Raw genomic sequence first — 21134 nt, 5'->3', positions numbered from 1 at the left:
ATGGCGCAACCGGTCCGTTTCGGCCTCGACCGCCTGCTGGAGGATTCCGCGTTGCGCCGCCCGCTGGCGGGCAGACGCGTCGCCCTGCTCGCCCACCCGGCCTCGGTCACGCGCGCGCTGGTGCATTCGCTCGACGCGCTCGCGGCCCTGCCCGGGCTCCAGCTGACGGCCGCCTTCGGCCCCCAGCACGGCCTGCGCGGCGACAAGCAGGACAACATGGTGGAGTCGCCCGACTACACCGACCCGCTGCTCGGCATCCCGGTGTTCAGCCTGTACGGCGAGGTGCGCCGCCCGACCGCGGCGATGATGGACAGCTTCGACGTGCTGCTGGTGGACCTGCAGGACCTCGGCTGCCGCATCTACACCTTCATCACCACGCTGCGCTACGTGCTCGAAGAAGCGGCCCGCCTCGGCAAGTCGGTATGGGTACTCGACCGCCCCAACCCCGCCGGGCGGCCGGTCGAAGGCACGCTGCTGCGCGACGGCTGGGAGAGCTTCGTCGGCGCCGGGCCCTTGCCGATGCGCCACGGACTCACCATGGGCGAACTCGCGCACTGGTTCGTCGCCACGTTGAAGCTGGACGTCGAACTGCGCGTGATCGAGATGCAAGGCTGGGACCCCGACGCCGCCCCCGGCTTCGGCTGGCCGCTCGGCGAGCGCAGCTGGGTCAACCCCAGCCCCAACGCCCCCAACCTGTGGATGGCGCGCGCCTACGCCGGCACCGTGATGCTCGAGGGCACGACGTTGTCGGAAGGGCGCGGCACCACTCGCCCGCTGGAGCTCTTCGGCGCGCCCGATGTCGACGCGCGCGCGCTCGTCACGGAGATGCGCGCGCTCGCGCCCGAGTGGCTCGCCGGCTGCGTGCTGCGCGAGTGCTGGTTCGAGCCCACCTTCCACAAGCACGCAGCCAAACTGTGCAACGGCGTGCACATCCACGTCGAGGACCCGGCGCACTACGACCATGCCGCTTTCCGTCCCTGGCGGGTGCAGGCGCTCGCCTTCAAGGCCATCCGCCGGTTGTGGCCCGACTACCCGCTGTGGCGCGACTTTCCCTACGAGTACGAACACGGGCGCCTCGCGATCGACCTGATCAACGGCTCGCCGCTGCTGCGCGAGTGGGTGGACGACCCGGCGGCGACGCCCGCGATGCTCGACGCGCTCGCCTGCCCCGACGAGGCGGCGTGGGTCGAGACGCGCCGGCCCTTCCTGCTCTACCCCGGCTGAGGCCTCGCCGCGGCCAGCCGCCGCGCCTCGGCGAGGGCGGCGTCGAGCTCGTCGTGCAGGATCGCGGCGGGCAGCTGCGGCGCACCCAGGCGCAGCAGCTGGGCGTGGATCTCGGGCGGCACCACCACGCGCGCGGCGATCGACTGCGCCTGGAGGCCCTCGATCATTTCCTCCAGCGCGAACTGCGCCGACAGGTCCATGAAGGGCACCCGGCTGCAGTCGAAGACGACGACGCGGGTACCGATCACCTGGTCCACGCGGTCGAGCAGCTGGCTCGCCGAGCCGAAGAAGAAGGCGCCCTCGATCTCGATCACGCGCACGCCGCTGTCGAGGCCGGGGAGCTCGTCACCGGCGGGTGTCTGACCGCCCTCCTCCGCATGGGGGAGCGGACGGACGCGCAGGCTGCTCTGGCGGGCAAGGCGGTGGATGATCAGCGCCATCGACAGGATCACGCCGGCGCCCACCGCCACGATCAGGTCCACCAGCACGGTGAGCGCGAACACCGCCGCCATCACCGCGACGTCGGCGCGCGGCGCCGTGCGCACCAGGCGCAGCATGCGGTAGTCGAGGATGTCCACGCCGACCTTGATCAGGATGCCGGCGAGCACCGCGAGCGGGATACGCTCGGCGAGCGGCCCCAGCCCGAGCAGCAGGGCGAGCAGGAAGAGCGAGTGCACCACGCCCGAGGCACGGCCGCGCCCGCCCGACTTGATGTTGATGACCGTGCGCATGGTCGCGCCAGCGCCCGGCAGGCCGCCGACGAAGGCGCACAGCAGGTTGCCGATGCCCTGGCCGACGAGCTCGCGGTTGGAGTGGTGACGGGTGCGCGTGATCGAGTCGGCGACCAGCGAGGTCAGCAGGCTGTCGATGCTGCCGAGCACCCCGAGGGTGATGCCGAGCAGCAGCACGGTGGTCCAGGTCTCCAGCGTGAAGCTCGGCAGCGCCGGTACGGGCAACCCGGCGGGGATGTCGCCGATCACCGGCACCTGCAGGTCGGCGGCGGCGGACAGCGCGCTCATCGCCACCAGCGCGACCAGGGGTGCAGGCACGATCCGGCTCACCGTCATCGGGGTGCGGAACACGATCAGCAGGGTGAGCCCGCCGAGCAGCAGGGCCTCGGCGTTCACCTTGGCGAGCACGCCCGGGAGCGCGAGCACCGCGGCCAGCGGCGAGGACGCCGGCGCCACGCCGAGCAGCGGCGCGCTCTGCAGCAGCACGATGATCACGCCGATGCCGCTCATGAAGCCGGAGACCACAGGATAGGGGATGAAGCGCACCAGCCCGCCGGTGCGCAGCACGCCGAGGCCGATCTGCACCAACCCGCCCACCAGCACCGCCGCCATCGCCAGCGCGGCATCGCCGCCCACCACCGCGAGCGCGGAGGCGAACACCACGGTCATCGGCCCGGTAGGGCCGGAGATCTGCATGCGGGTGCCGCCGAGCAGCGCGGCGACGAAGCCGAGCACGATCGCACCGTACAGCCCGGCCGCGGCCCCTGCGCCGGAGGCCACGCCGAAGGCGAGCGCGAGCGGCAGCGCCACGATGCCGGCGGTGAGGCCGCCGAAGAAGTCCCCGCGCAAACGGGCGAGCGCCGAAGCCTGCGCATTCATGAGCGCCTCGAATCGAAGTCTCGTCCGGGCGGCTCGGACGGGTTCGTGGGTGCTGTCCCCGACCGCCGTGTTTTGTACAACGATGTGGCAAAAAGCGGCGCGCCGCAAGCCCCCGCCACTTGCCCTAGAGCGCTTCGGCGAAGCCTCGCTTCGGGAAGCATTCAGCTTCCTGATTCGCCCCCGGCCGCCCTCTTCCCGTAGCATTGCGCCTGCGCCCGAAACCGCGGCCCGCGCCCCCGATCCGGCGCTGCGCGAACCCACCACAGGAGCCTCCACCGATGATCAAGCACGGCCTGCAGATCTTCGCCTGCAACGCCAGCCGCGAGCTCGCGTGCGACATCAGCAACCGCCTCGGCCTGCGCCCGGGCCGCATCGACATCTCGCGCTTCTCCAACGACAACCTGCGCGTGCAGATCCAGGAGAACGTGCGCGAACGCGACGTCTTCGTCGTGCAGTCCTTCACCGAGCCGGTGAGCGAGCACATCATGGAGTTGATGATCACGCTCGACGCGCTGCGCAGCGCCTCGGCGCAGCGCATCACCGCGGTGATCCCCTACTACTCGTACGCACGCTCGGACAAGAAGGACGCGCCGCGCATCTCGATCACCGGACGGCTGATCGCAGATCTGCTGCAGACCGCCGGGGCGAACCGGGTGCTGACCATGGACCTGCACGCCGACCAGGTGCACGGCTTCTTCAGCGTTCCGGTCGACCACCTCACCGCGGTGTCGCTGATCGCCGAGCACTTCCGCAACCGCCACGACCTGTCGAACATGGTCGCGGTCGCCACCGACGCCGGCGGCGCCAAGCGCACCGGGCGCTTCTCGGAGAAGCTCGGCATCCCGATGGCGATCATCGACAAGCGCCGCGTGTCGGACACGGCGGTCAAACAGGGTGCGGTGGTCGGCGACGTGGCCGGGCGCGACGTGGTGATCTTCGAGGACGAGATCGCCACCGCCGGCACCCTGGTGTCGTCGGTGGACACGCTGAAGGCCGCCGGCGCGCGCAGCATCCACGCCGCCGCCACCCACGGCGTGCTGTGCGGACCGGCGATCGAGCGCCTGCGCGCGGCGGCGATCGACTCGGTGGTGGTCACCAACACCGTGGCGCTGCCGGAAGACAAGCGTCTCGACAAGCTCGCCGTGCTCAACGTCGCACCGCTCTTCGCCGCGGCGATCGAGCGCATCCACAGCGGCCAGAGCGTGGGCGCGCTGTTCGAGTGAGCGGGAGCGCGCTCAGTTGAGCACGAAATCCCCATCCGGCTGCGGCGCGGGCGGCGGCGTGTCGCCGAGCAGCTCGCGCAGGCTGGCGTCGATGGAGGCGACGATGGCATCGAGCGCCAGGTCGTTCGTCATCGTGCCGAAGGGCTCCTCGATCTCGTCGCTGAGCGCCTCGAGCGCGAAGAAGGTGTAGGACACGAAACCCACCACCAGCGGCGTCATCCAGCCCGTCGTATCCACCAGGCCGAAGGGCAGCAGCATGCAGTACGTGTACGAGCTGCGGTGCAGGATCACCGTGTAGGTGAATGGCAGCGGCGTGTTGGCGATGCGCTCGCAGCCCCCGAGCGCGGCCGACAGCGCGTCGAGCGAGCCCTCCATGTGCTGCGCCAGCATCGGCGGCAGGCAGCCCGCCTCGCGCCGGTCGCGCACCCATTGGCCGAGCCACAGCAGCACCAGCGCGGGTGCGAAGCGGGCACTCCGCACGCGTCCGAGCACCGCGTCCGGAAGCAGGCCTTCGAGCCCCTCGTCGCGCGGACGGCCGCGCAGCTGGTTGCGCATCGTGCTTGCGAAGGCGATCAGGCCGAGCACGAAGGGGCGGGCATCGACGTCGGCGCGCGTCAGGGTCAGGGCATGCCGCGACAGGTTGCGCGCCTCGACCAGCACGACGCCCCAGAATTTGCGCGCTTCCCAGTAGCGGTCGTAGCTCGCGTTGATGCGAAAGCCGAGGAAGATCGCCAGGGCGACCCCCATCAGCGAGAACGGCGCGGAGGTCAGCGTGACCTTGACGTGGAAGAGCTGGCCGTGCGCGAGCACCACCGCGCAGGACAGCAACAGCACGAAGAGCTGCTGCGAGAAGATGCGCGGCAACAAGGAGCCGCGGCGGACGAAGAGAAGGTGAATCCAGTGCGGACGAGGGCGGACGATCACGACGGGCGGGCGCGGGGCGAGGCGCAAAGGCGTGGATTCTGACAGCTTCGCGGCGAGGGGGAGCAATTTCGATCGCAACCGACGCCCTCGGCGTCCGGTCCCGGCCGCGACCGACGGGCCTGCGGTGCCCGCGTCCCCCCTCACTCGCCGGGCCGCGCCGACACCAGCCAGTAGGTCACGCCGAGCGCGAGCACGATCACGCCGATCGCGAACAGGTACATCGGCTCCAGCGTCGACAGGTCGAGCACGATCACCTTGCGCGCGATCGCCATCAGCGCGGTGGCGATCACCAGCTTGACGTGGATGACGTCGTCGCGCAGGTAGAGCGTGATGTTGACGAAGATCTCGATCGCGATCAGCACCGCCAGGAAGGCGGCGAAGACCACGAAGATGTCGTTGAGGTCGAGCAGCAGGAAGGGCGGATCGGACAGCTTCTCGTAGAGCACGAGGACGACGTCCGCGACGGTCCACAGGATCACCGCCACCATCAGCACCGCCAGCACGCGGATCGCCTGGCGGATGATCCAGTGCAGGCGGTCGATCAGGGGATCGTCGACACGATCGCCCAGATGGTTGTCGTGGGCCTTGCCGGGCCCGTGCCTCATCTCCCCCATGACTGCCTCCGTGGCGGTGGTGGCGAGCGCGCCGGATCATGTTCCGACCCGGCTCGCCACCGGGTTCGTTCGGGCGTGCCCTAGTGCGGGCGCGAGCCCCATTTTTCCAGCGCGCGGGCGAGCACCTCGACCTCGGCCGAGGTCTCGACCCCGTCGGCGCTGACGATGTCCTGCATCGTGCGCAACAGGGCCTGCTGCAGCCTGGGGTCGGCGATGTCCTCGAGCAGCAGGTCGAGCACCTCGTCGGCCACCTTCAGGCGCACGCCGTCGAGGTAGTGCGCGCTCAGCAGCAGGTCGTCGCAGTATTCGCGCAGGATGCGCTCGAACTCCACGCTGCCGATGCCCAGCCTGCGGGCGAGGTCGGCGTGCATCATCGTGTCGACCTCGTTGCGGTCCAGGCCGCCGTCGGCGAGCACGGTGAGGGCGAGCAGGCGGGCGGCCGCCGGGGTGCTGTTCGTTTCGTAGTGGCGCATGGCGTGGTCTCCTTTCGTATGCGGTCTCTGGCGTCGCCGCGCGCTCCCCGGAGAAGCACCGCAGCCGACGAGTGCAGACTAAGGGAGAAGCCTCCGCCGAAAAAGTCGACTACGATTAGTCGATCGATCGATTTTTTCGACGGAACTGAAAATCATGGGCAGCAGCGACCTCAACTACAAGCACCTGCGCTATTTCTGGACGGTGGCGCGCGTGGGCACGATCGCCGAGGCCGGGCGGGTGCTCGGGCTGGCGCCGCACTCGATCAGCGCCCAGCTCGCCACCTTCGAGGGCACGCTCGGCGTCACCCTGTTCCGCCGCAGCGGCCGTCGCCTGGCGCTGACCGAAGCGGGTGAACGCATCCTGGGCCAGGCCGAGGAGATCTTCGCGCTCGGCGACCAGATCGTGGAGACGCTGCGCGACGACAGCCTGCGCCGCAGCCTGCCCTTCCGCATCGGCATCCCGGACTCGATGCCCAAGTCGATGGTGCATCGCCTGATCGAGCCGGCGCTGCGCCTGGAGCGCCCGGGCCGGCTGGTGTGCCGCGAGTCGCCGCTGTCCGAGCTGCTCGCCGAGCTCGCGGTGCACCGCCTCGACCTGGTGATCGCCGACCGCCCGATCCCGCCCGAAGTCAGCGTGCGCGGCCACGAGCACCTGCTCGGCGAGAGCACGCTGAGCGTGTTCGCCGCGCCGGCACTGGCCGGGCGCCTGCAGGGCGACTTTCCGCGCCTGCTCGACGGCGCGCCCTTCCTGCTGCCGGGCGAGGACGTCGCCCATCGCGGCGCCCTGCTGCAGTGGTTCGAGCGCATGCGCATCCGCCCGGCGATCGTCGCCGAATTCGACGACAGCGCGCTGATGAAGGCCTTCGGCCAGGCCGGCGATGGCGTGTTCGCCGCCCCCACCACGATCGCCGACTACGTGTGCCGGCAGTACGGGGTGCGCCTGCTCGGCGAGGTGCCGGATGTGCGCGCGCGCATCTATGCGATCACCACCGAGCGCCGGCTCTCGCATCCGGCCATGCAGGCGATCCGCAACGCGGCCTCGCGCGCGCTGACGCCCGCGCCGCGGGCCTGAGGGTCGGCCGGAATCCCTCGCCGGGGTCGTTCAGCCCTGCTGCGCGTCCGCCTGTTGCTGGGCGATCTCGGCGCGCACCTGGTCCATGTCGAGGCCGCGCACGCCCTCGATCACCTGGTTCAGCGCGTTCGCGGGCAGCGCGCCGGACTCGCGGAACACCATGACGCCCTCGCGGATCACCGCGATGGTGGGGATGGAGCGGATCTGGAAGGCCGCGGCGAGATCCTGCTGGGCCTCGGTGTCGACCTTGCCGAAAACGATGTCGGGGTTGGCCTCGGCCGCCGCCTCGTAGGTCGGCGCGAAATTGCGGCAGGGACCGCACCAGGCCGCCCAGAAGTCGAGGAACACGATCGGGTGGTGCGCGACGGTGTCGTTGAAATTGTCGGCGGTGAGTTCGAGGGTGGCCATCTGCGGCTCCATTCAATATTAGCGAAGGGCGATGATACGTCGCGCGACCGCATGGGTCACGGAGCGGTCGGGCATTTCGCCTAGAATAACCGTTTGGACCCAATCGAAAAGGAAATCCCATGATCCGTTCCCGCGCCGCCGTCGCCTGGGCTGCCAAACAGCCGCTCGAAGTCACCGAAGTGGACGTCGCCCCGCCCAAGGCCGGCGAAGTGCTGGTACGCATCGTCGCCACCGGGGTCTGCCACACCGACGCCTACACGCTTTCGGGCGCGGATCCGGAAGGCATCTTCCCCGCCATCCTCGGCCACGAGGGCGGCGGCATCATCGAGGCGGTGGGTGAAGGCGTGAGCTCGGTGGCGGTCGGCGACCACGTGATCCCGCTGTACACGCCCGAATGCGGCAAGTGCAAGTTCTGCCTGTCGGGCAAGACCAACCTCTGCCAGGCCATCCGCGCCACCCAGGGCAAGGGGCTGATGCCCGACGGCAGCAGCCGCTTCAGCAAGGACGGCAAGCCGATCTTCCACTACATGGGCACCTCGACCTTCTCGGAATACACCGTGCTGCCCGAGATCAGCGTGGCGAAGATCCGCAAGGACGCCCCGCTCGACAAGGTCTGCCTGCTCGGCTGCGGCGTCACCACCGGCATCGGCGCGGTGCGCAACACCGCCAAGGTCGAGGCCGGCGCCAGCGTGGCGGTGTTCGGCCTCGGCGGCATCGGCCTGTCGGCGATCATCGGCGCGGTCATGAACAAGGCCGGGCGCATCGTCGCGGTCGACATCAACCCGGAGAAGTTCGAGATCGCACGCCAGCTCGGCGCCACCGACTGCATCAACCCGCTCGACTACGACCGCCCGATCCAGGAGGTCATCGTCGACCTCACCGACGGCGGCGTGGACTACTCCTTCGAGTGCATCGGCAACGTCAAGGTGATGCGCTCGGCGCTGGAGTGCTGCCACAAGGGCTGGGGCGAGTCGGTGATCATCGGCGTGGCCGGCGCGGGCGAGGAGATCTCCACCCGCCCCTTCCAGCTCGTCACCGGGCGGGTGTGGCGCGGCTCGGCCTTCGGTGGCGTGCGCGGGCGCAGCGAGCTGCCCGGCTACGTCGACATGGCGCAGCGCGGCGAAATCCCGCTCGACACCTTCATCACCCACCGCATGGGGCTGGAGGACATCAACAAGGCCTTCGACCTGATGCACGAAGGCAAGAGCATCCGCTCGGTGATCCTGTACTGATGGCGGAGACCGCGATGTCGACCGCCCCTGAGCAGATCGCCGCCAACCGCAGCTTCGGCGGCTGGCACCGCCGCTTCCGCCACCGCTCGGCGGCGCTGGGCTGCGACATGGTGTTCGCGATCTACCTGCCCCCGCAGGCCGCGGCCGGCCCGGTGCCGGTGCTGTACTGGCTGTCGGGGCTCACCTGCACCGACGAGAACTTCATGCAGAAGGCCGGCGCCCAGCGCCTGGCCGCCGAGCTGGGGATCGCGATCGTGGCGCCCGACACCAGCCCGCGTGGCACCGGGGTGCCGGGCGACCCGGACGGCGCATGGGACTTCGGGCTGGGCGCGGGCTTCTATGTGAACGCGACCGAGGAACCCTGGAGCCGCCACTACCGCATGTACGACTACGTGGTGACGGAACTGCCGGCGCTCGTCGAGGCGAACTTTCCGGTGAGCGACGCGCGCGCGATCTCGGGGCATTCGATGGGCGGGCACGGCGCGCTGGTGTGCGCGCTGAAGAACCCGGGGCGCTACCGCTCGGTGTCGGCCTTCGCGCCGATCGCCAACCCGAGTGCCTGCCCCTGGGGCGAGAAGGCGTTCTCGCGCTACCTCGGCGCGGAGCGCGCGCGCTGGCTCGAATGGGATGCCTGCGCGCTGATCGCCGGCGCCAGCGAGCGCCTGCCATTGCTGGTGGACCAGGGCGAAGCCGACGGTTTTCTCGCCGAACAGCTCCGCCCCGAGGCCCTGCGCACCGCTTGCGCCGCCGCCGGCCACCCGCTCACGCTGCGCCTGCAGGCGGGTTACGACCACAGCTACTACTTCATCGCCAGCTTCATCGACGAGCACCTGCGCCACCACGCCGCCGCGCTGCGCGGCTGAAGCGCCGTGTTCGCGCCTTGCCGCGCGCCTACACGAAGATTCTCGCGCGTCTTCCGTAGGCGCGCCGCAAGGCGCGAAGCGGGCCGCGGGACGAGCGCCCTCTCACAGCAGCGGCGCCAGCCAGCGTGCGGCCTCGTCGACCTCCATGCCGGTGCGGCGCGCCCAGTCCTCGAGCTGGTCGCGGCCGATCTTGGAGACGGCGAAGTAGTGGCTCTCGGGGTGGGCGAAGTAGAAGCCGCTCACCGCCGCCGCCGGCGTCATCGCGTAGCTCTCGGTGAGGTCCATGCCGATGCGCGCGCGCGCGCCGAGCAGCTCGAACAGCGGGCCCTTGACGGTGTGGTCCGGGCAGGCCGGGTAGCCCGGCGCGGGACGGATGCCGCGATACTCCTCGCGGATCAGGGCCTCGTTGCCGAGCGTCTCGTCGGCGGCATAGCCCCAGCACTCGCGGCGCACGCGCTCGTGCAGCCACTCGGCGCAGGCCTCGGCGAGGCGATCGGCCAGGCTCTTCAGCATGATGGCGTGGTAGTCATCGTGCGCGGCCTCGAACTCTGCGACCCGGGCCTCGATGCCGAGGCCGGCGGTGACCGCGAAGGCGCCGATCCAGTCCGGCACGCCGGATTCCTTGGGCGCGACGAAGTCCGCCAGGCACCAGTGCGGCTTGCCCGCCGGGCGCTCGTGCTGCTGGCGCAGGCCGTGCCAGACCATGGCGAGGTGCTTGCGGTCCTCGCCGGTGTAGATCTCGATGTCGTCCCCCGCCGCGTTGGCCGGGAACAGCCCGAACACCGCCTTCGCCTGCAGCCACTCCTCGGCGACGATCCTCTCCAGCATCGCCTTGCCGTCGGCAAAGACGTTGCGCGCGGTCTCGCCCACCACCGCGTCGTCGAGGATGGCGGGGAAGCGGCCGGCGAGGTCCCAGGTCTGGAAGAAGGGGCCCCAGTCGATGTAATCGACCAAGTCGCCGAGCTCGACGTCGATCGCCTGCACGCCCAGCATGTTCGGGCGCGGCGGCTGGTATTCGGAGGCGACGCGGAAGGCGTTGGCGCGCGCAGCCTCGAGGCTCACCAACTGCATGCCCTTCTTGTTGGCGTGCAGCGCGCGGATCTTCTCGTAGTCGGCGGCGACCTCGGCCTTGAAGGCCTCGCTCCGGCCTTCGGACAGCAGCGCGGTGACCACGCCCACCGCACGCGAGGCGTCGGGCACGTACACCACCGGCTGATCGTAGTGCGGCGCGATCTTGATCGCGGTGTGGTTGCGGCTGGTGGTGGCGCCGCCGATCAGCAGCGGCACGGAAAAGCCCTGGCGCTTCATCTCGGCGGCGACGTGGGCCATCTCCTCGAGCGAGGGCGTGATCAGGCCGGACAGGCCGATCGCCTGCGCGCCGTGCTCCTTCGCCGCCTCGAGGATCTTCGCTGCCGGCACCATCACGCCGAGGTCGATCACCTCGTAGCCATTGCAGCCGAGCACCACGCCGACGATGTTCTTGCCGATGTCGTGCACGTCGCCCTTGACCGTGGCGACGACGATACGGCCCTTGCTGCTGGCGCCGGTGCGCAGCTTCTCGGCCTCGATGTAGGGGATCAGGTGCGCCACCGCCTGCTTCATGACGCGCGCCGACTTCACCACCTGGGGCAGGAACATCTTGCCCGCGCCGAAGAGGTCGCCGACCACGTTCATGCCGGCCATCAGCGGGCCCTCGATCACCGCCAGCGGCGGCTTGCCCGCGGCCTCCAGCTTCGCCCTCACCTCCTCGGTATCGGCGACGACGAACTCGGTGATGCCCTTGACCAGCGCGTGGCTCAAGCGCTCCTCGACCGCCCACTCGCGCCAGGCGAGGTCCTGCGCGGACTCCTTGGCCTGGCCCTTCACCGTCTGCGCGAACTCGACCAGCGCCTCGCCCGCCCCGGGCTTGCGGTTCATCACCACGTCCTCGACCTTGTCGCGCAGCTCGGGCGCGAGCTCGTCATAGACGCCGAGCTGGCCGGCATTGACGATGCCCATCGACAAGCCGGCCTTGATCGCGTGGTAGAGGAACACGGTGTGGATCGCCTCGCGCACCGGGTCGTTGCCGCGGAAGCTGAAGGACACGTTCGACACCCCGCCCGAGGTCTTGGCGTACGGCAGGTTCTCCTTGATCCAGGCCACCGCGTTGATGAAGTCGACCGCGTAGTTGTCGTGCTCCTCGATGCCGGTGGCGATGGCGAAGATGTTGGGGTCGAAGATGATGTCCTCGGCCGGGAAGCCGGCGCCGCCCTCGGCCACCGGCTTCACCAGCAGCCTGTAGGCGCGCTCGCAGATCTCGGTCTTGCGGCGGAAGGTGTCGGCCTGACCCTTTTCGTCGAAGGCCATCACGATCACTGCCGCACCATAGCGGCGTGCGAGCCGCGCCTGGCGCAGGAACTCTGCCTCGCCCTCCTTCATCGAGATCGAGTTGACCACGCCCTTGCCCTGGATGCACTTGAGGCCGGCCTCGATCACCGACCACTTCGACGAGTCGAGCATGATCGGCACACGCGAGATGTCGGGCTCGGTGGCGATCAACTTGCAGAAGCGCTCCATGGCGGCGACCGAATCCAGCATCGCCTCGTCCATGTTGATGTCGATGACCTGGGCACCGTTTTCGACCTGCTGGCGCGCCACCGCGAGCGCGTCGTCGAAGCGGCCCTCGAGGATCATGCGCGCGAAGGCCTTGGAACCGGTGACGTTGGTGCGCTCGCCGACGTTGACGAAAAGACTGTCGCCGCCGACGTTGAAGGGCTCCAGCCCGGACAGGCGCAGCTTTTTCTCCAGCACCGGCACGGCGCGCGGCGCCAGGCCCCGGACCGCTTCGGCGATCGCCGCGATGTGCGCCGGCGTGGTGCCGCAGCAGCCGCCGACGATGTTCACCAGGCCGCTCTGCGCCCACTCGCGAATCTGGCCGGCGAGGTGCTCGGGCGTCTCGTCGTAGCCGGTGGGCGACAGCGGGTTGGGCAGGCCGGCGTTGGGGTGGGCGGACACGTGGGTGTCGCAGGCGGTGGAGAGTTCCTCGACGTACTGGCGCAGCTGGTCGGCGCCGAGCGCGCAGTTGAGGCCGAAGCTGATCGGCTGCGCGTGGCCGAGCGAGTTCCAGAAGGCCTCCGCGGTCTGGCCCGACAGCGTGCGGCCCGAGGCGTCGGTGATGGTGCCGGAGATCATCACCGGCCAGCGCCGGCCGAGGTCCTCGAACAGCTTCTCGATCGCGAACACCGCCGCCTTGGCATTCAGCGTATCGAAGATGGTCTCGATCAGCAGGATGTCGGCACCGCCTTCGAGCAGGCCCTTCGCCGAGGCGTAGTAGTCGTCGGCAAGCGCATCGAAGCTGATGTTGCGGTAGCCGGGATCGTTCACATCGGGCGAGATCGACAGCGTGCGCGAGGTCGGCCCGAGCACGCCGGCGCAGAAGCGCGGCCTGGCGGGGTCCTTTGCGGTGTATTCGTCGCACAGCCGGCGCACCAGGCGGGCGCCCTCGACGTTGAGCTCGTAGGCCAGCGCCTCCAGGCCGTACTCCGCCTGCGACACGCGGGTGGCGTTGAAGGTGTTGGTCTCGATGAGGTCGGCGCCAGCCTCGAGGTAGGCGCGATGGATGCCGGCGACCACGTCCGGACGCGTGAGCACCAGCAGATCGTTGTTGCCCTTGAGGTCCTTGGGGTGGTCGAGGAAGCGCTCGCCGCGGTAGTCCGCCTCGCCCAGCTTCTCCTGCTGGATCATCGTGCCCATGGCGCCGTCCAGGATCAGGATGCGCTCGGCGAGAAGCTGGCGGAGTTCGATGCTGCGGTCGGCTTGCATGGGATGTCCTCGGTCGTTCGACGGTCGCCGGGCAACGCCACGCACAAATGCGAACGGCGCCACAAACCGGCTGAAGGTTTGTGAGCGCCGTTGATCGGTTGCCGAGCCTGGCCCCGGATCGATCAGGGGGTCGCAGCGCTCCTCGGCAGGCCCAGGATTCTATCGGCAGCATGCGCCCGCTGCCAAGGGCGGCGGCCTACCAGAAGAAGGGGTGCCCGAACGGCCGCGGGAAGAAGGGGCCGGGGTAACCCCAGCCGATGCCCCAACCCCAGGGATGGCCGTAGTAGCCGCTCCAGCCCCCGAGGACGGCGCCGTCACGCGGAAACACGTAGGTCTGGCTGGTCCGCACCACCTTGCCGTCGATGAAGTGCACGTTGAACAGGACGGCGATCCCAGGACCGTCGTTGCGGATGTTCCAGTCCCACACCTCCTCGCCCGAGTTGCGGAAGCGCTGCTCGGAGCGGTGGGTGCCGAGCAGGCGCGAGACCTGCTCCTTGTCCATGCCGCGCTCGACGCGGGCGAGATTCTCGGGGGCGAGCGCATCCCACTGGCGCAGCACGATCCCGCCCCGGTCGACCTGCACCATCAGGCAGCTGCGACCGTTGGGCTGGGTGGAATACTCCAGCGTGACCGTGCCGTCGTCGTTGTTCCAGCGCCGCGTGGGCTCACCGCGCGCGGACAGGGCCTCGGCCTCGGTGGTGTAGGGACGCGGCGGCTCGAAGCTCGCGCAACCTGCGAGCAGGACGGCCAGCAATACGGGCCACAGCCAGCACAGCGGTGAAGCCTGGGCGCGGACGGACGGGGTGCTGGAGAAATACATCGAGGCCTCCCTGCTAACGCTTGTACTGGGTATGTCTTCCGGTTCCGGTCACTCGCCCTTCGTTGTTGAACGACACCGTGAAGAAGACCGGATCGTTCGTGCCGTCGGGACCGCGCGAGATCCGCCACTCCCACACCGTCTCCTGCTTGAGCTGGAAGAACTGGCTGGACGCCGGCTTGCCGAGCAGGCGACGCACCTGGTCGCCATTCATGCCGTGTTGGACCTTGGCGAAGGTCTCCTCGTTCAGCACCTGGTCGATGCGGCGCAGGATCTGGTCGGGGCCGATGGTGATCATGAAGCACTCGATCCCCTCCGGCTGACGGCTGAACTCCCAGGTGAGCGAGCCGTCCTCGTTGCGCCATTCCATGTGTGGCGGGCCGAAGCGCTCGCGCACCTCGGCGGAGGTGGAAACGCCCGGCTGGAGTTCCTTCACGTTGATGTAGTCGCAGGCGGTGATGCCGATTGCGGACAGCAGCCCGCACAGCCACGCGAGGAAGCGCTTCATGTTGGTTCTCCGGTGATCGACGGCATGTGCCAGCCGCCGCCGCGATGCCCCGGCCACGCGCAAAAACCCTGCCGGAAGCGGATCGACGCCACCAGCATCGACCATGGCGGCCCGTTTTGCAATTGGCGAAAAGTGACGCTTTGCAATCGCGCGCAGCCGCTGCAAGGGTTCGCGGCTGCTGCCGCTCCTGCACGAACCCGGGATTCAGGTTTCCTGTCGGAGCGGCGGCAGCCGCGAATGGCGTGCATTGCCAGGGGACCCGCCCGGCATCCGGGCGGGATGCGATCACTTCATGTCGGCGATCGACTCGTAGCCCGTGCCGCTGACCTTGAAGAAGGCGTAGTTGCCCGGCACGTCGCCGGCGGCATCGAACTCGTGGTCGCCGCCGGCGCCCTTGTAGTCGATGTCCTTGCCTTCGGCGATCAGCTTCTTGGCCTTGGCCCACTCGCCCGCCAGGATCGGCTCGCCGGGCGCGGTCGCCACCGCGCGCAGCGACTCGGCCAGCTTGGTCTTGTCGCCCCCCGCCTTCTCGATCGCCAGCGCGGCGAGGAAGGCTGCGTCGTAGGAGGTGGTGGCGAACACGGCGTCGATGTTCTCGCCCGCGGCCTTGAAGGCCTTGTTGAAGTTGTCGAGCGAGGCCGAGGCCTCGCCCACCGGGGCGGACACGAAGAAGCCACCGAGGTTGGCCGCGCCGATCGCCTTGACCAGACCCTCGGACTTCATGCCGTCGGCGCCGACGAAAGTCTTGAAGAAGTTGTTCTCGAGCGACTGGCGCAGGATGCTCAGGCCGGTGCCATCGCCGTAATCGAAGATGACCAAGGTGTCGGCGCCACCGCGGGCGAGCGTGGCCAGCTCGGAGCGGTAGGAGGCCTTGCCCTCCTCGTGGCCCGAATAGCCGGCGATGGTGCCGCCGTTGGCCTCGAACTCGGACTTGAAGGATTCGGCCAGGCCCTTGCCGTAATCGTTGTTCAGGTAGGCCACCGCCACCTTGGCGATGCCGCGCGCCTTGAGGGTGCGCGCCAGGGCGCGGCCCTGGTAGTCGTCGGACGGCAGCGTGCGGTAGACGAGGTCCTTGTCCTTGAGCTTGGTGATCTCGGGCGAGGTGCCGGAAGGGGTGATCATCAGAACGCCGGCGGGAATGGTCACCGAGTTCGCCGAGGCGAGCACCGCGCCCGAGCAGGCCGGACCGACGACCGCGATCACGCGGTCGATGTTCACCGCCTTGGTAGCGACGTCGGTGGCGTTCTGCGGGTTGCAGGCGCTGTCGCCGAGCACGACCTCGAGCTTGCCGCCCTTGAGGATGCCGCCCTGTTCGTTGACGTGGGCGACCGCCAGCTTGGAGGCCGCCGCCATCGGCGGCGCGAGCGCCGCGATCGGGCCCGAGATGGCCGCCATCAGGCCGAGCTTGACGTCCTGGGCGTGGGCCGGTGCGGCGACGACCGCGGCGCCGAGCATGGCGCCGACCACTGCTGCGACTGTTCTTTTCTTCACCTTTGTCACCTCCTGAATGTGCCGAAGCACCTGATGGACGATGCGGGCCCGCCGCGGGCCCGCCACGAAGTTCTGGTCACGGTCGCGCGCAGCTCAACGATGCGGCGGCGAACCCGCCTGGCGCTCGGGCAGGATGCCCTCGGGGCGGAAGCGCAGCACCAGCTGCAAGGTCAGGCCGATGATGAACACGCGCACATACTTGGCCTGCACCGCGACCTCGGTGGGCAGGCGGTCGGTGAGCAGCTCGGACACCGACCAGATGATCCAGATGACCGCCGCGCCGAGGATGGCACCGCGGTTGTTCCCGGAGCCGCCCAGGATCAGCATGATCCAGATGAGGAAAGTGGCGATCATGGGGTCGATCGCCTCGGGGGTGATCGAGCGGTTGAAGTGCACGAACAGCGCGCCCGCCAGCCCCATCAGCGCCGAGCCGAACACGAAGGCCTGCAGCCGGCGCGCCTCGACCTGCTTGCCCATCGCCGCGGCGGCGAGCTCGTTGTCGCGGATCGCCCGCATCATGCGCCCCCACGGCGCCTTCACCTGGCGCTCGACGAGCAGGTAGGCGATCAGCACCAGGGTGGCGACGATCGCCAGGTAGGCGATCTGCGAGGGCATGTAGTCGAGGTCGCCGAAGGGACGGGGCACGCCGGTGACGCCGCGCACGCCGCCGGTGAGCCAGCCTTCGGTGCGGATCACAAGGCGGATGATCTCGGCGATGCCGATGGTGGCGATGGCGAGGTAGTCGGAGCGGAAGCGCAGGCAGATCTTGCCGATCGGCCACGCGATCAGCGCCGCCGCCGCCATCGCCGCCAGCCAGCCGACCACGAGCGGCAGCTCGTAACCGCCCAGCCGGCCGGTGGCGGGCAGGCTGGTGAGGATCGCGGAGGTGTAGGCGCCGACCGCGAAGAAGCCCGCGATGCCGGCGTTGAAAAGGCCGGTGAAGCCCCACTGGATGTTCAGCCCGAGCGCGAGCAGCGCGTAGATGCCGATCAGGATGGCCATGAAGACCGCGTAGTTGGCGAGTCCGAGCAGATCCATCAGAGCACCTTGCCGTTGAGCAGGCCGCGCGGGCGGACGAGCAGGATCAGCAGCAGCAGCGCGAAGGCGGTGGCCGCCTTGTACTGCGCCGGCAGGATGAAGATCGACAGCTCCTCGGCGATGCCCACGATCAGCCCGCCGAGCACCGCGCCCTCGACCCGACCCACACCACCGAGGATGGCGGCGGCGAACATCGGCAGCAGCACCTGCCAGCCCATCATCGAGTGCAGCTCGTTGTTGATGCCGAGCATGAAGCCCGAGGCCGCGCACAGCGCGCCGACGATCGCCCAGGTGAGCATGGTGACCTTGCGGTTATCCACGCCCGAAAGCCGCGCGAGGTCGGGGTTGTCCGACATCGCCCGCATCGCCTTGCCCCAGCGCGAATGGCGCAGGAAAAGGGTCAGCCCGATCACGATCGCCACCACCGCGGCCAGCGTGTACAGCTCGCGGTCGCGCAGCAGGATGCCGAAGTATTCGTCCGGGCGCACGATGCCGCTGGCGTAGGTGCGCGGATCGACGCCGAACACCACCTGCACCACCGCGCGCAGCATCAGCGCGACGCCGAGCGAGGCCATCACGGTCATGATCTTGGGCCGTGCCTTGAGGTAGTCGTAGAACAGCTTGTCGACGACGATCGCCACCACCGCGACCGCCGCCATCGCGATCGGCAGCGCCGCCCACGGGGTGAGCCCGGCGGTGACCAGGGCCAGCGCAACGAAGGCGCCCAGCGTGGCCATGTCGCCGTGGGCGAAGTGGGAGAAGCGCAGGATGCCGAACACCAGCGTGATCCCGATCGCGCCCACCGCGTAGATCGAGCCGAGCACGACGCCGGGCACGATGTGGAAGTTGAGGAAGTCCATGAAGCTCATGTGCGCCGGACTCCCTCAGCCGCCGAGGAACATTTCGGCCACCTCGCGATCCGCGAGCAGGGCCTGACCCGTGCCCTCGTGGCGGTTGGCGCCGGTGGCGAGCACGTAGCCGCGGTCGCAGAAGGCGAGCGCCTGCTTGGCATGCTGCTCGACGAGCAGGATGGAGACACCGGCATCGCGCACGTCGCGGGTGATCTGGAAGATCTGTTCCATGTACTTGGGCGACAGGCCGGCGGTCGGCTCGTCAAGAAGGAGGAGTTTGGGGTCCAGCATCAGCGCACGCCCCATCGCCACCATCTGGCGCTGGCCGCCCGAGAGATCCCCGGCGAGGTTGCGGCGCTTGGCCTTGAGGTCGGGGAAGAGCCCGTAGATGCGGTCGTAGGCGGCGGAGAGGTCGCCGCGGCGCAGGAAGGCGCCCATCTCGAAGTTCTCGTGCACCGTCATCTCGCGGAACACGTTGTCCACCTGCGGCACGTAGCAGATGCCGCGCTGCACGATGCGGTCGGGCGCCCAGCCGGTGATGTCCTCGCCGTCGAAGACGATGCTGCCGCCGCGGATCGTGAGCAGGCCGAACACGGACTTCATCGCGGTGGACTTGCCGGCGCCGTTGGGGCCGACGATGACGACGATCTCGCGCTCACCCACCGTCATCGTCACCCCGTGCAGGATATCGGCGTCGCCGTAGCCGCCGCGCACGGCCTTCATGTCGAGCAGCGCCATCACAGGTCCTCCCGGTGCAGTTCCTGCTCGCGCAGTTCCTCGACCTTGGGGTCGTGCTCGGCGGCCTCGCGCTCGACCGCGGTCGGGGTCTCGCCGAGGTAGGCCTCGAGCACGCGGGAGTCGGAGCGCACGGTGCGGAAATCGCCCTCGATCAGCACCTTGCCCTCGGCCATGCACACCACCGGGTGGCACAGCTTCTCGATCATCTCCATGTCGTGCTCGATCAGGATGAAGGTATAGCCGCGCTCGCGGTTGAGGATGAGGATCTTCTCCTCGAGCTTGCGCAGCAGCGTGCGGTTGACACCGGCGGCGGGCTCGTCGAGCAGCACCAGCCTGGCGTCGGTCATCATCGTGCGGCCGAGCTCGAGCAGCTTCTTCTGCCCACCGGACAGGTTGCCCGCGCGCTCGTCGGCGACGTGGGTCAGTTCCAGGAAGGCGAGCGTGTCGTCGGCCTTCCTGCGTACCGCCTCCTCGGCCGCGCGCACCTTGGCGGCGGCGAACCAGTTGGCGAAGAGGTTCTCGCCCGGCTGCGCAGGCGGCACCATCATGAGGTTCTCGCGCGCAGTGAGATTGTGGAACTCATGCGGGATCTGGAAGGTGCGCACCAGACCCTTGTGGAAGCGCGCGTCGGTGGGCAGCGCGGTGATGTCCTCGCCGAGGAAGCGGATGGTGCCCGCGGTGGGCTGCAGGGCGCCGGCGACCAGGTTGAACAGCGTGGTCTTGCCCGCACCGTTGGGGCCGATGAGGCCGAGGATCTCGCCCTTGCCCACCCGCAGGGTGCAGCCGTCCACGGCACGGAAGCCGCCGAAGGCTTTGACGAGGCCGTCCACTTCGAGCATAGCGTTGCGATTCCTTGCGGCGAGAAGAGCGGGAGGACTGGAGTGCCGGCGCAACAGAGCCACTGCGCGCGCTGGGCAGTCGGCAGGCGCGGCATTCCAGAGCGAGGCGTGACCTTAGCCGAAGGCGCGCACGACAAAAATAAGGGCCAACCATTACGGCCGCGGCGCCCTCTCGCTAAGCCGTCCCGTCGCCGGCCGGGTGCCCGCACGCTGCCAACCGCCGCCACGCCACCCAGGCACACAGCCCGAGTGCGGCGAACATGCCCATCCCCGAAGCCAGCCCGAGCGGACTCGACCACAGCAGCGGCGCCACCAGCGCCGAGCTCGCGGCGTTGAAGCCGATCTGCAGGAAGCTCTGGCAGCTCGACGCCATGCCGCGGCGCTCGGGAAAGATCTCCAGCCCGAGCAGGCTCATGCTCGGCATCGCCACCGCCATGCCGCAGCTGAACAAGCCGATCGGCAGCACCGAGACCGGCACCCCGGGCACCAGCAGGCCCGACACCGCGGCGTTGGCGACCACCGCAGCGAACATCAGAACGAAGCCGAAGCCCACGGTGCGCACCGGCGACCAGCGCCCCGCCATGCGCTCGGAGAGCACCGAACCGATCATCATGCCCCCCACCGCCGGACCGAACAGCCAGACGAAGCCGCCGCTGCCGAGACCGAGATGCTCGAGGATGAAGACCGGTGCCGACAGCACATAGAGGAAGAATCCGTTGAAGTTCAACGCCACCCCGAGCGCCAGCAGCATGAAGGCCGGGTGGCGGAAGATCGCCAGGTAGGCGCGCAGCAGCGGCCGCGGATGCAGCGGCTGGCGGTCCTCCTCGGCGAGCGTCTCGGGCAGGAAGCGCCACGTCGTCCACGCGAGCGCGAGCCCGAAAAGGGCGAGGAAGAAGAAGATCGCCCGCCAGCCTGCGAGCGCGAGCAGGCCCGCGCCCAGCATCGGCGCCAGCGCCGGAGCGAGTGCGAAGATCAGCATCACCCGCGACATCAGGCGCTGCGCCTGCGGCCCCTCGTGCAGGTCGCGCACCACCGCACGCCCGACCACGATGCCCGCGCCGCCGCTCAGCCCCTGCAGGGCGCGCCCGAACCACAGCCACTCGATGCTCGGCGCCAGCGCGCACACAAGCGAGGCGAGCGCGAACACCACCGTCAACGCGACCAGCACGCGGCGACGCCCGAAACGGTCGGCGAGCGCACCGTGCCATAGCACCATGGACGCGAGCGCCACCATGTAGATCGTCAGCGTCTGCTGCACCTCCAGCCGGCTCGCGCCCAACGCCGCCGCGATCGCCGGAAAGGCGGGCAGATAGGCATCGATCGCGAACGGGCCGATCGAGGACAGGGCTGCCAGCAGCGAAGCGAGGCGGGCGTGGGTGAGCGGTCGGATCATGTACGCCTTCGGGCG

Annotated in this window: 19 protein-coding genes and 1 riboswitch; of the genes, 5 read left to right on the top strand and 14 right to left on the bottom strand. The window is 69.3% G+C overall.

All coding sequences use genetic code 11. The features are described from left to right. Entirely contained in the window at window positions 1–1224 is a 1224-nt protein-coding gene (locus PO78_RS05835; protein ID WP_043742690.1) for an exo-beta-N-acetylmuramidase NamZ family protein, read from the top strand. Here PO78_RS05835 and PO78_RS05830 read toward each other — a convergent pair. Next, window positions 1212–2834 carry a SulP family inorganic anion transporter gene (locus tag PO78_RS05830; RefSeq protein WP_043742688.1) on the bottom strand — a complete coding sequence of 541 codons (1623 nt, stop codon included), beginning with the start codon at window positions 2832–2834 and terminating at the stop codon, window positions 1212–1214. The genes PO78_RS05835 and PO78_RS05830 overlap by 13 nt on opposite strands. Before the next feature lie 278 nt (window positions 2835–3112). Between PO78_RS05830 and PO78_RS05825 the strand changes: the two genes are divergently transcribed. After that, complete coding sequence (locus PO78_RS05825; protein WP_004310369.1) at window positions 3113–4057, top strand: ribose-phosphate diphosphokinase; 945 nt, start codon at window positions 3113–3115, stop codon at window positions 4055–4057. 12 nt (window positions 4058–4069) lie between these two features. Here the strand turns inward: PO78_RS05825 and PO78_RS05820 are convergent, their stop codons facing one another. The 3 genes from PO78_RS05820 to PO78_RS05810 form a co-directional block, all read right to left on the bottom strand. Further along, a complete protein-coding gene (locus PO78_RS05820) occupies window positions 4070–4981 on the bottom strand; it encodes a bestrophin family protein (protein ID WP_040829102.1) in 912 nt (303 codons plus the stop codon). A 140-nt stretch (window positions 4982–5121) separates the two neighbouring features. After that, a complete protein-coding gene (locus PO78_RS05815) occupies window positions 5122–5595 on the bottom strand; it encodes a phosphate-starvation-inducible PsiE family protein (RefSeq protein WP_004310373.1) in 474 nt (157 codons plus the stop codon). Between the two features lie 80 nt (window positions 5596–5675). Then, entirely contained in the window at window positions 5676–6068 is a 393-nt protein-coding gene (locus PO78_RS05810) for a TerB family tellurite resistance protein (protein WP_004310375.1), read from the bottom strand. A 154-nt stretch (window positions 6069–6222) separates the two neighbouring features. On the opposite strand from PO78_RS05810, the gene PO78_RS05805 reads away from it, so the two are divergent. Next, a complete protein-coding gene (locus PO78_RS05805; RefSeq protein WP_004310377.1) occupies window positions 6223–7140 on the top strand; it encodes a LysR family transcriptional regulator in 918 nt (305 codons plus the stop codon). 30 nt (window positions 7141–7170) lie between these two features. Here the strand turns inward: PO78_RS05805 and trxA are convergent, their stop codons facing one another. Then, window positions 7171–7548: a thioredoxin gene (gene trxA / locus PO78_RS05800; RefSeq protein WP_004310378.1), complete on the bottom strand. Its 378-nt coding sequence runs from the start codon at window positions 7546–7548 to the stop codon at window positions 7171–7173. A gap of 119 nt (window positions 7549–7667) precedes the next feature. Here trxA and PO78_RS05795 point away from each other — a divergent pair, with 119 nt between their 5' ends. Together PO78_RS05795 and fghA are read left to right on the top strand one after the other, a co-directional pair. Then, window positions 7668–8780: an S-(hydroxymethyl)glutathione dehydrogenase/class III alcohol dehydrogenase gene (locus PO78_RS05795; RefSeq protein ID WP_043742685.1), complete on the top strand. Its 1113-nt coding sequence runs from the start codon at window positions 7668–7670 to the stop codon at window positions 8778–8780. Window positions 8781–8794: 14 nt separating this feature from the next. Then, window positions 8795–9643 carry an S-formylglutathione hydrolase gene (fghA, locus tag PO78_RS05790; protein WP_043742772.1) on the top strand — a complete coding sequence of 283 codons (849 nt, stop codon included), beginning with the start codon at window positions 8795–8797 and terminating at the stop codon, window positions 9641–9643. A gap of 102 nt (window positions 9644–9745) precedes the next feature. On the opposite strand, the gene metH is transcribed toward fghA, so the two are convergent. From metH to PO78_RS05745, 9 genes are all read right to left on the bottom strand, one after another. Then, a complete protein-coding gene (gene metH / locus PO78_RS05785; RefSeq protein ID WP_043742683.1) occupies window positions 9746–13444 on the bottom strand; it encodes a methionine synthase in 3699 nt (1232 codons plus the stop codon). A gap of 75 nt (window positions 13445–13519) precedes the next feature. Next, a riboswitch (S-adenosyl-L-homocysteine riboswitch) is annotated at window positions 13520–13594 on the bottom strand. A 46-nt stretch (window positions 13595–13640) separates the two neighbouring features. Beyond that, on the bottom strand, window positions 13641–14264 hold the full coding sequence (locus PO78_RS05780; RefSeq protein WP_043742681.1) for a hypothetical protein: 624 nt from the start codon (window positions 14262–14264) through the stop codon (window positions 13641–13643). A 13-nt stretch (window positions 14265–14277) separates the two neighbouring features. Further along, entirely contained in the window at window positions 14278–14769 is a 492-nt protein-coding gene (gene bamE, locus PO78_RS05775; protein ID WP_043742679.1) for an outer membrane protein assembly factor BamE domain-containing protein, read from the bottom strand. Between the two features lie 285 nt (window positions 14770–15054). Continuing rightward, complete coding sequence (locus PO78_RS05770) at window positions 15055–16260, bottom strand: ABC transporter substrate-binding protein (RefSeq protein WP_043742677.1); 1206 nt, start codon at window positions 16258–16260, stop codon at window positions 15055–15057. Between the two features lie 93 nt (window positions 16261–16353). Next, window positions 16354–17298, bottom strand: a complete 945-nt coding sequence (locus tag PO78_RS05765) for a branched-chain amino acid ABC transporter permease (protein ID WP_043742675.1) — start codon at window positions 17296–17298, stop codon at window positions 16354–16356. Beyond that, window positions 17298–18167, bottom strand: coding sequence for a branched-chain amino acid ABC transporter permease (locus PO78_RS05760; RefSeq protein WP_004310394.1), 870 nt, complete (start codon window positions 18165–18167; stop codon window positions 17298–17300). Before PO78_RS05760 ends, PO78_RS05765 begins: the two co-directional genes overlap by 1 nt. Before the next feature lie 15 nt (window positions 18168–18182). After that, window positions 18183–18887: an ABC transporter ATP-binding protein gene (locus tag PO78_RS05755; RefSeq protein WP_043742673.1), complete on the bottom strand. Its 705-nt coding sequence runs from the start codon at window positions 18885–18887 to the stop codon at window positions 18183–18185. Then, window positions 18887–19726, bottom strand: coding sequence for an ABC transporter ATP-binding protein (locus tag PO78_RS05750; protein ID WP_043742671.1), 840 nt, complete (start codon window positions 19724–19726; stop codon window positions 18887–18889). Before PO78_RS05750 ends, PO78_RS05755 begins: the two co-directional genes overlap by 1 nt. Before the next feature lie 175 nt (window positions 19727–19901). Further along, window positions 19902–21119 (bottom strand): multidrug effflux MFS transporter, encoded by a 1218-nt coding sequence (locus tag PO78_RS05745; protein WP_052484369.1) that lies wholly within the window; start codon window positions 21117–21119, stop codon window positions 19902–19904. Window positions 21120–21134 lie beyond the last annotated feature (15 nt).

Origin of the sequence: Thauera sp. SWB20, from assembly GCF_000831325.1 — a bacterium.
Lineage (GTDB): Bacteria > Pseudomonadota > Gammaproteobacteria > Burkholderiales > Rhodocyclaceae > Thauera > Thauera aminoaromatica.
This window is presented reverse-complemented; position numbering and strand designations above follow the sequence as displayed.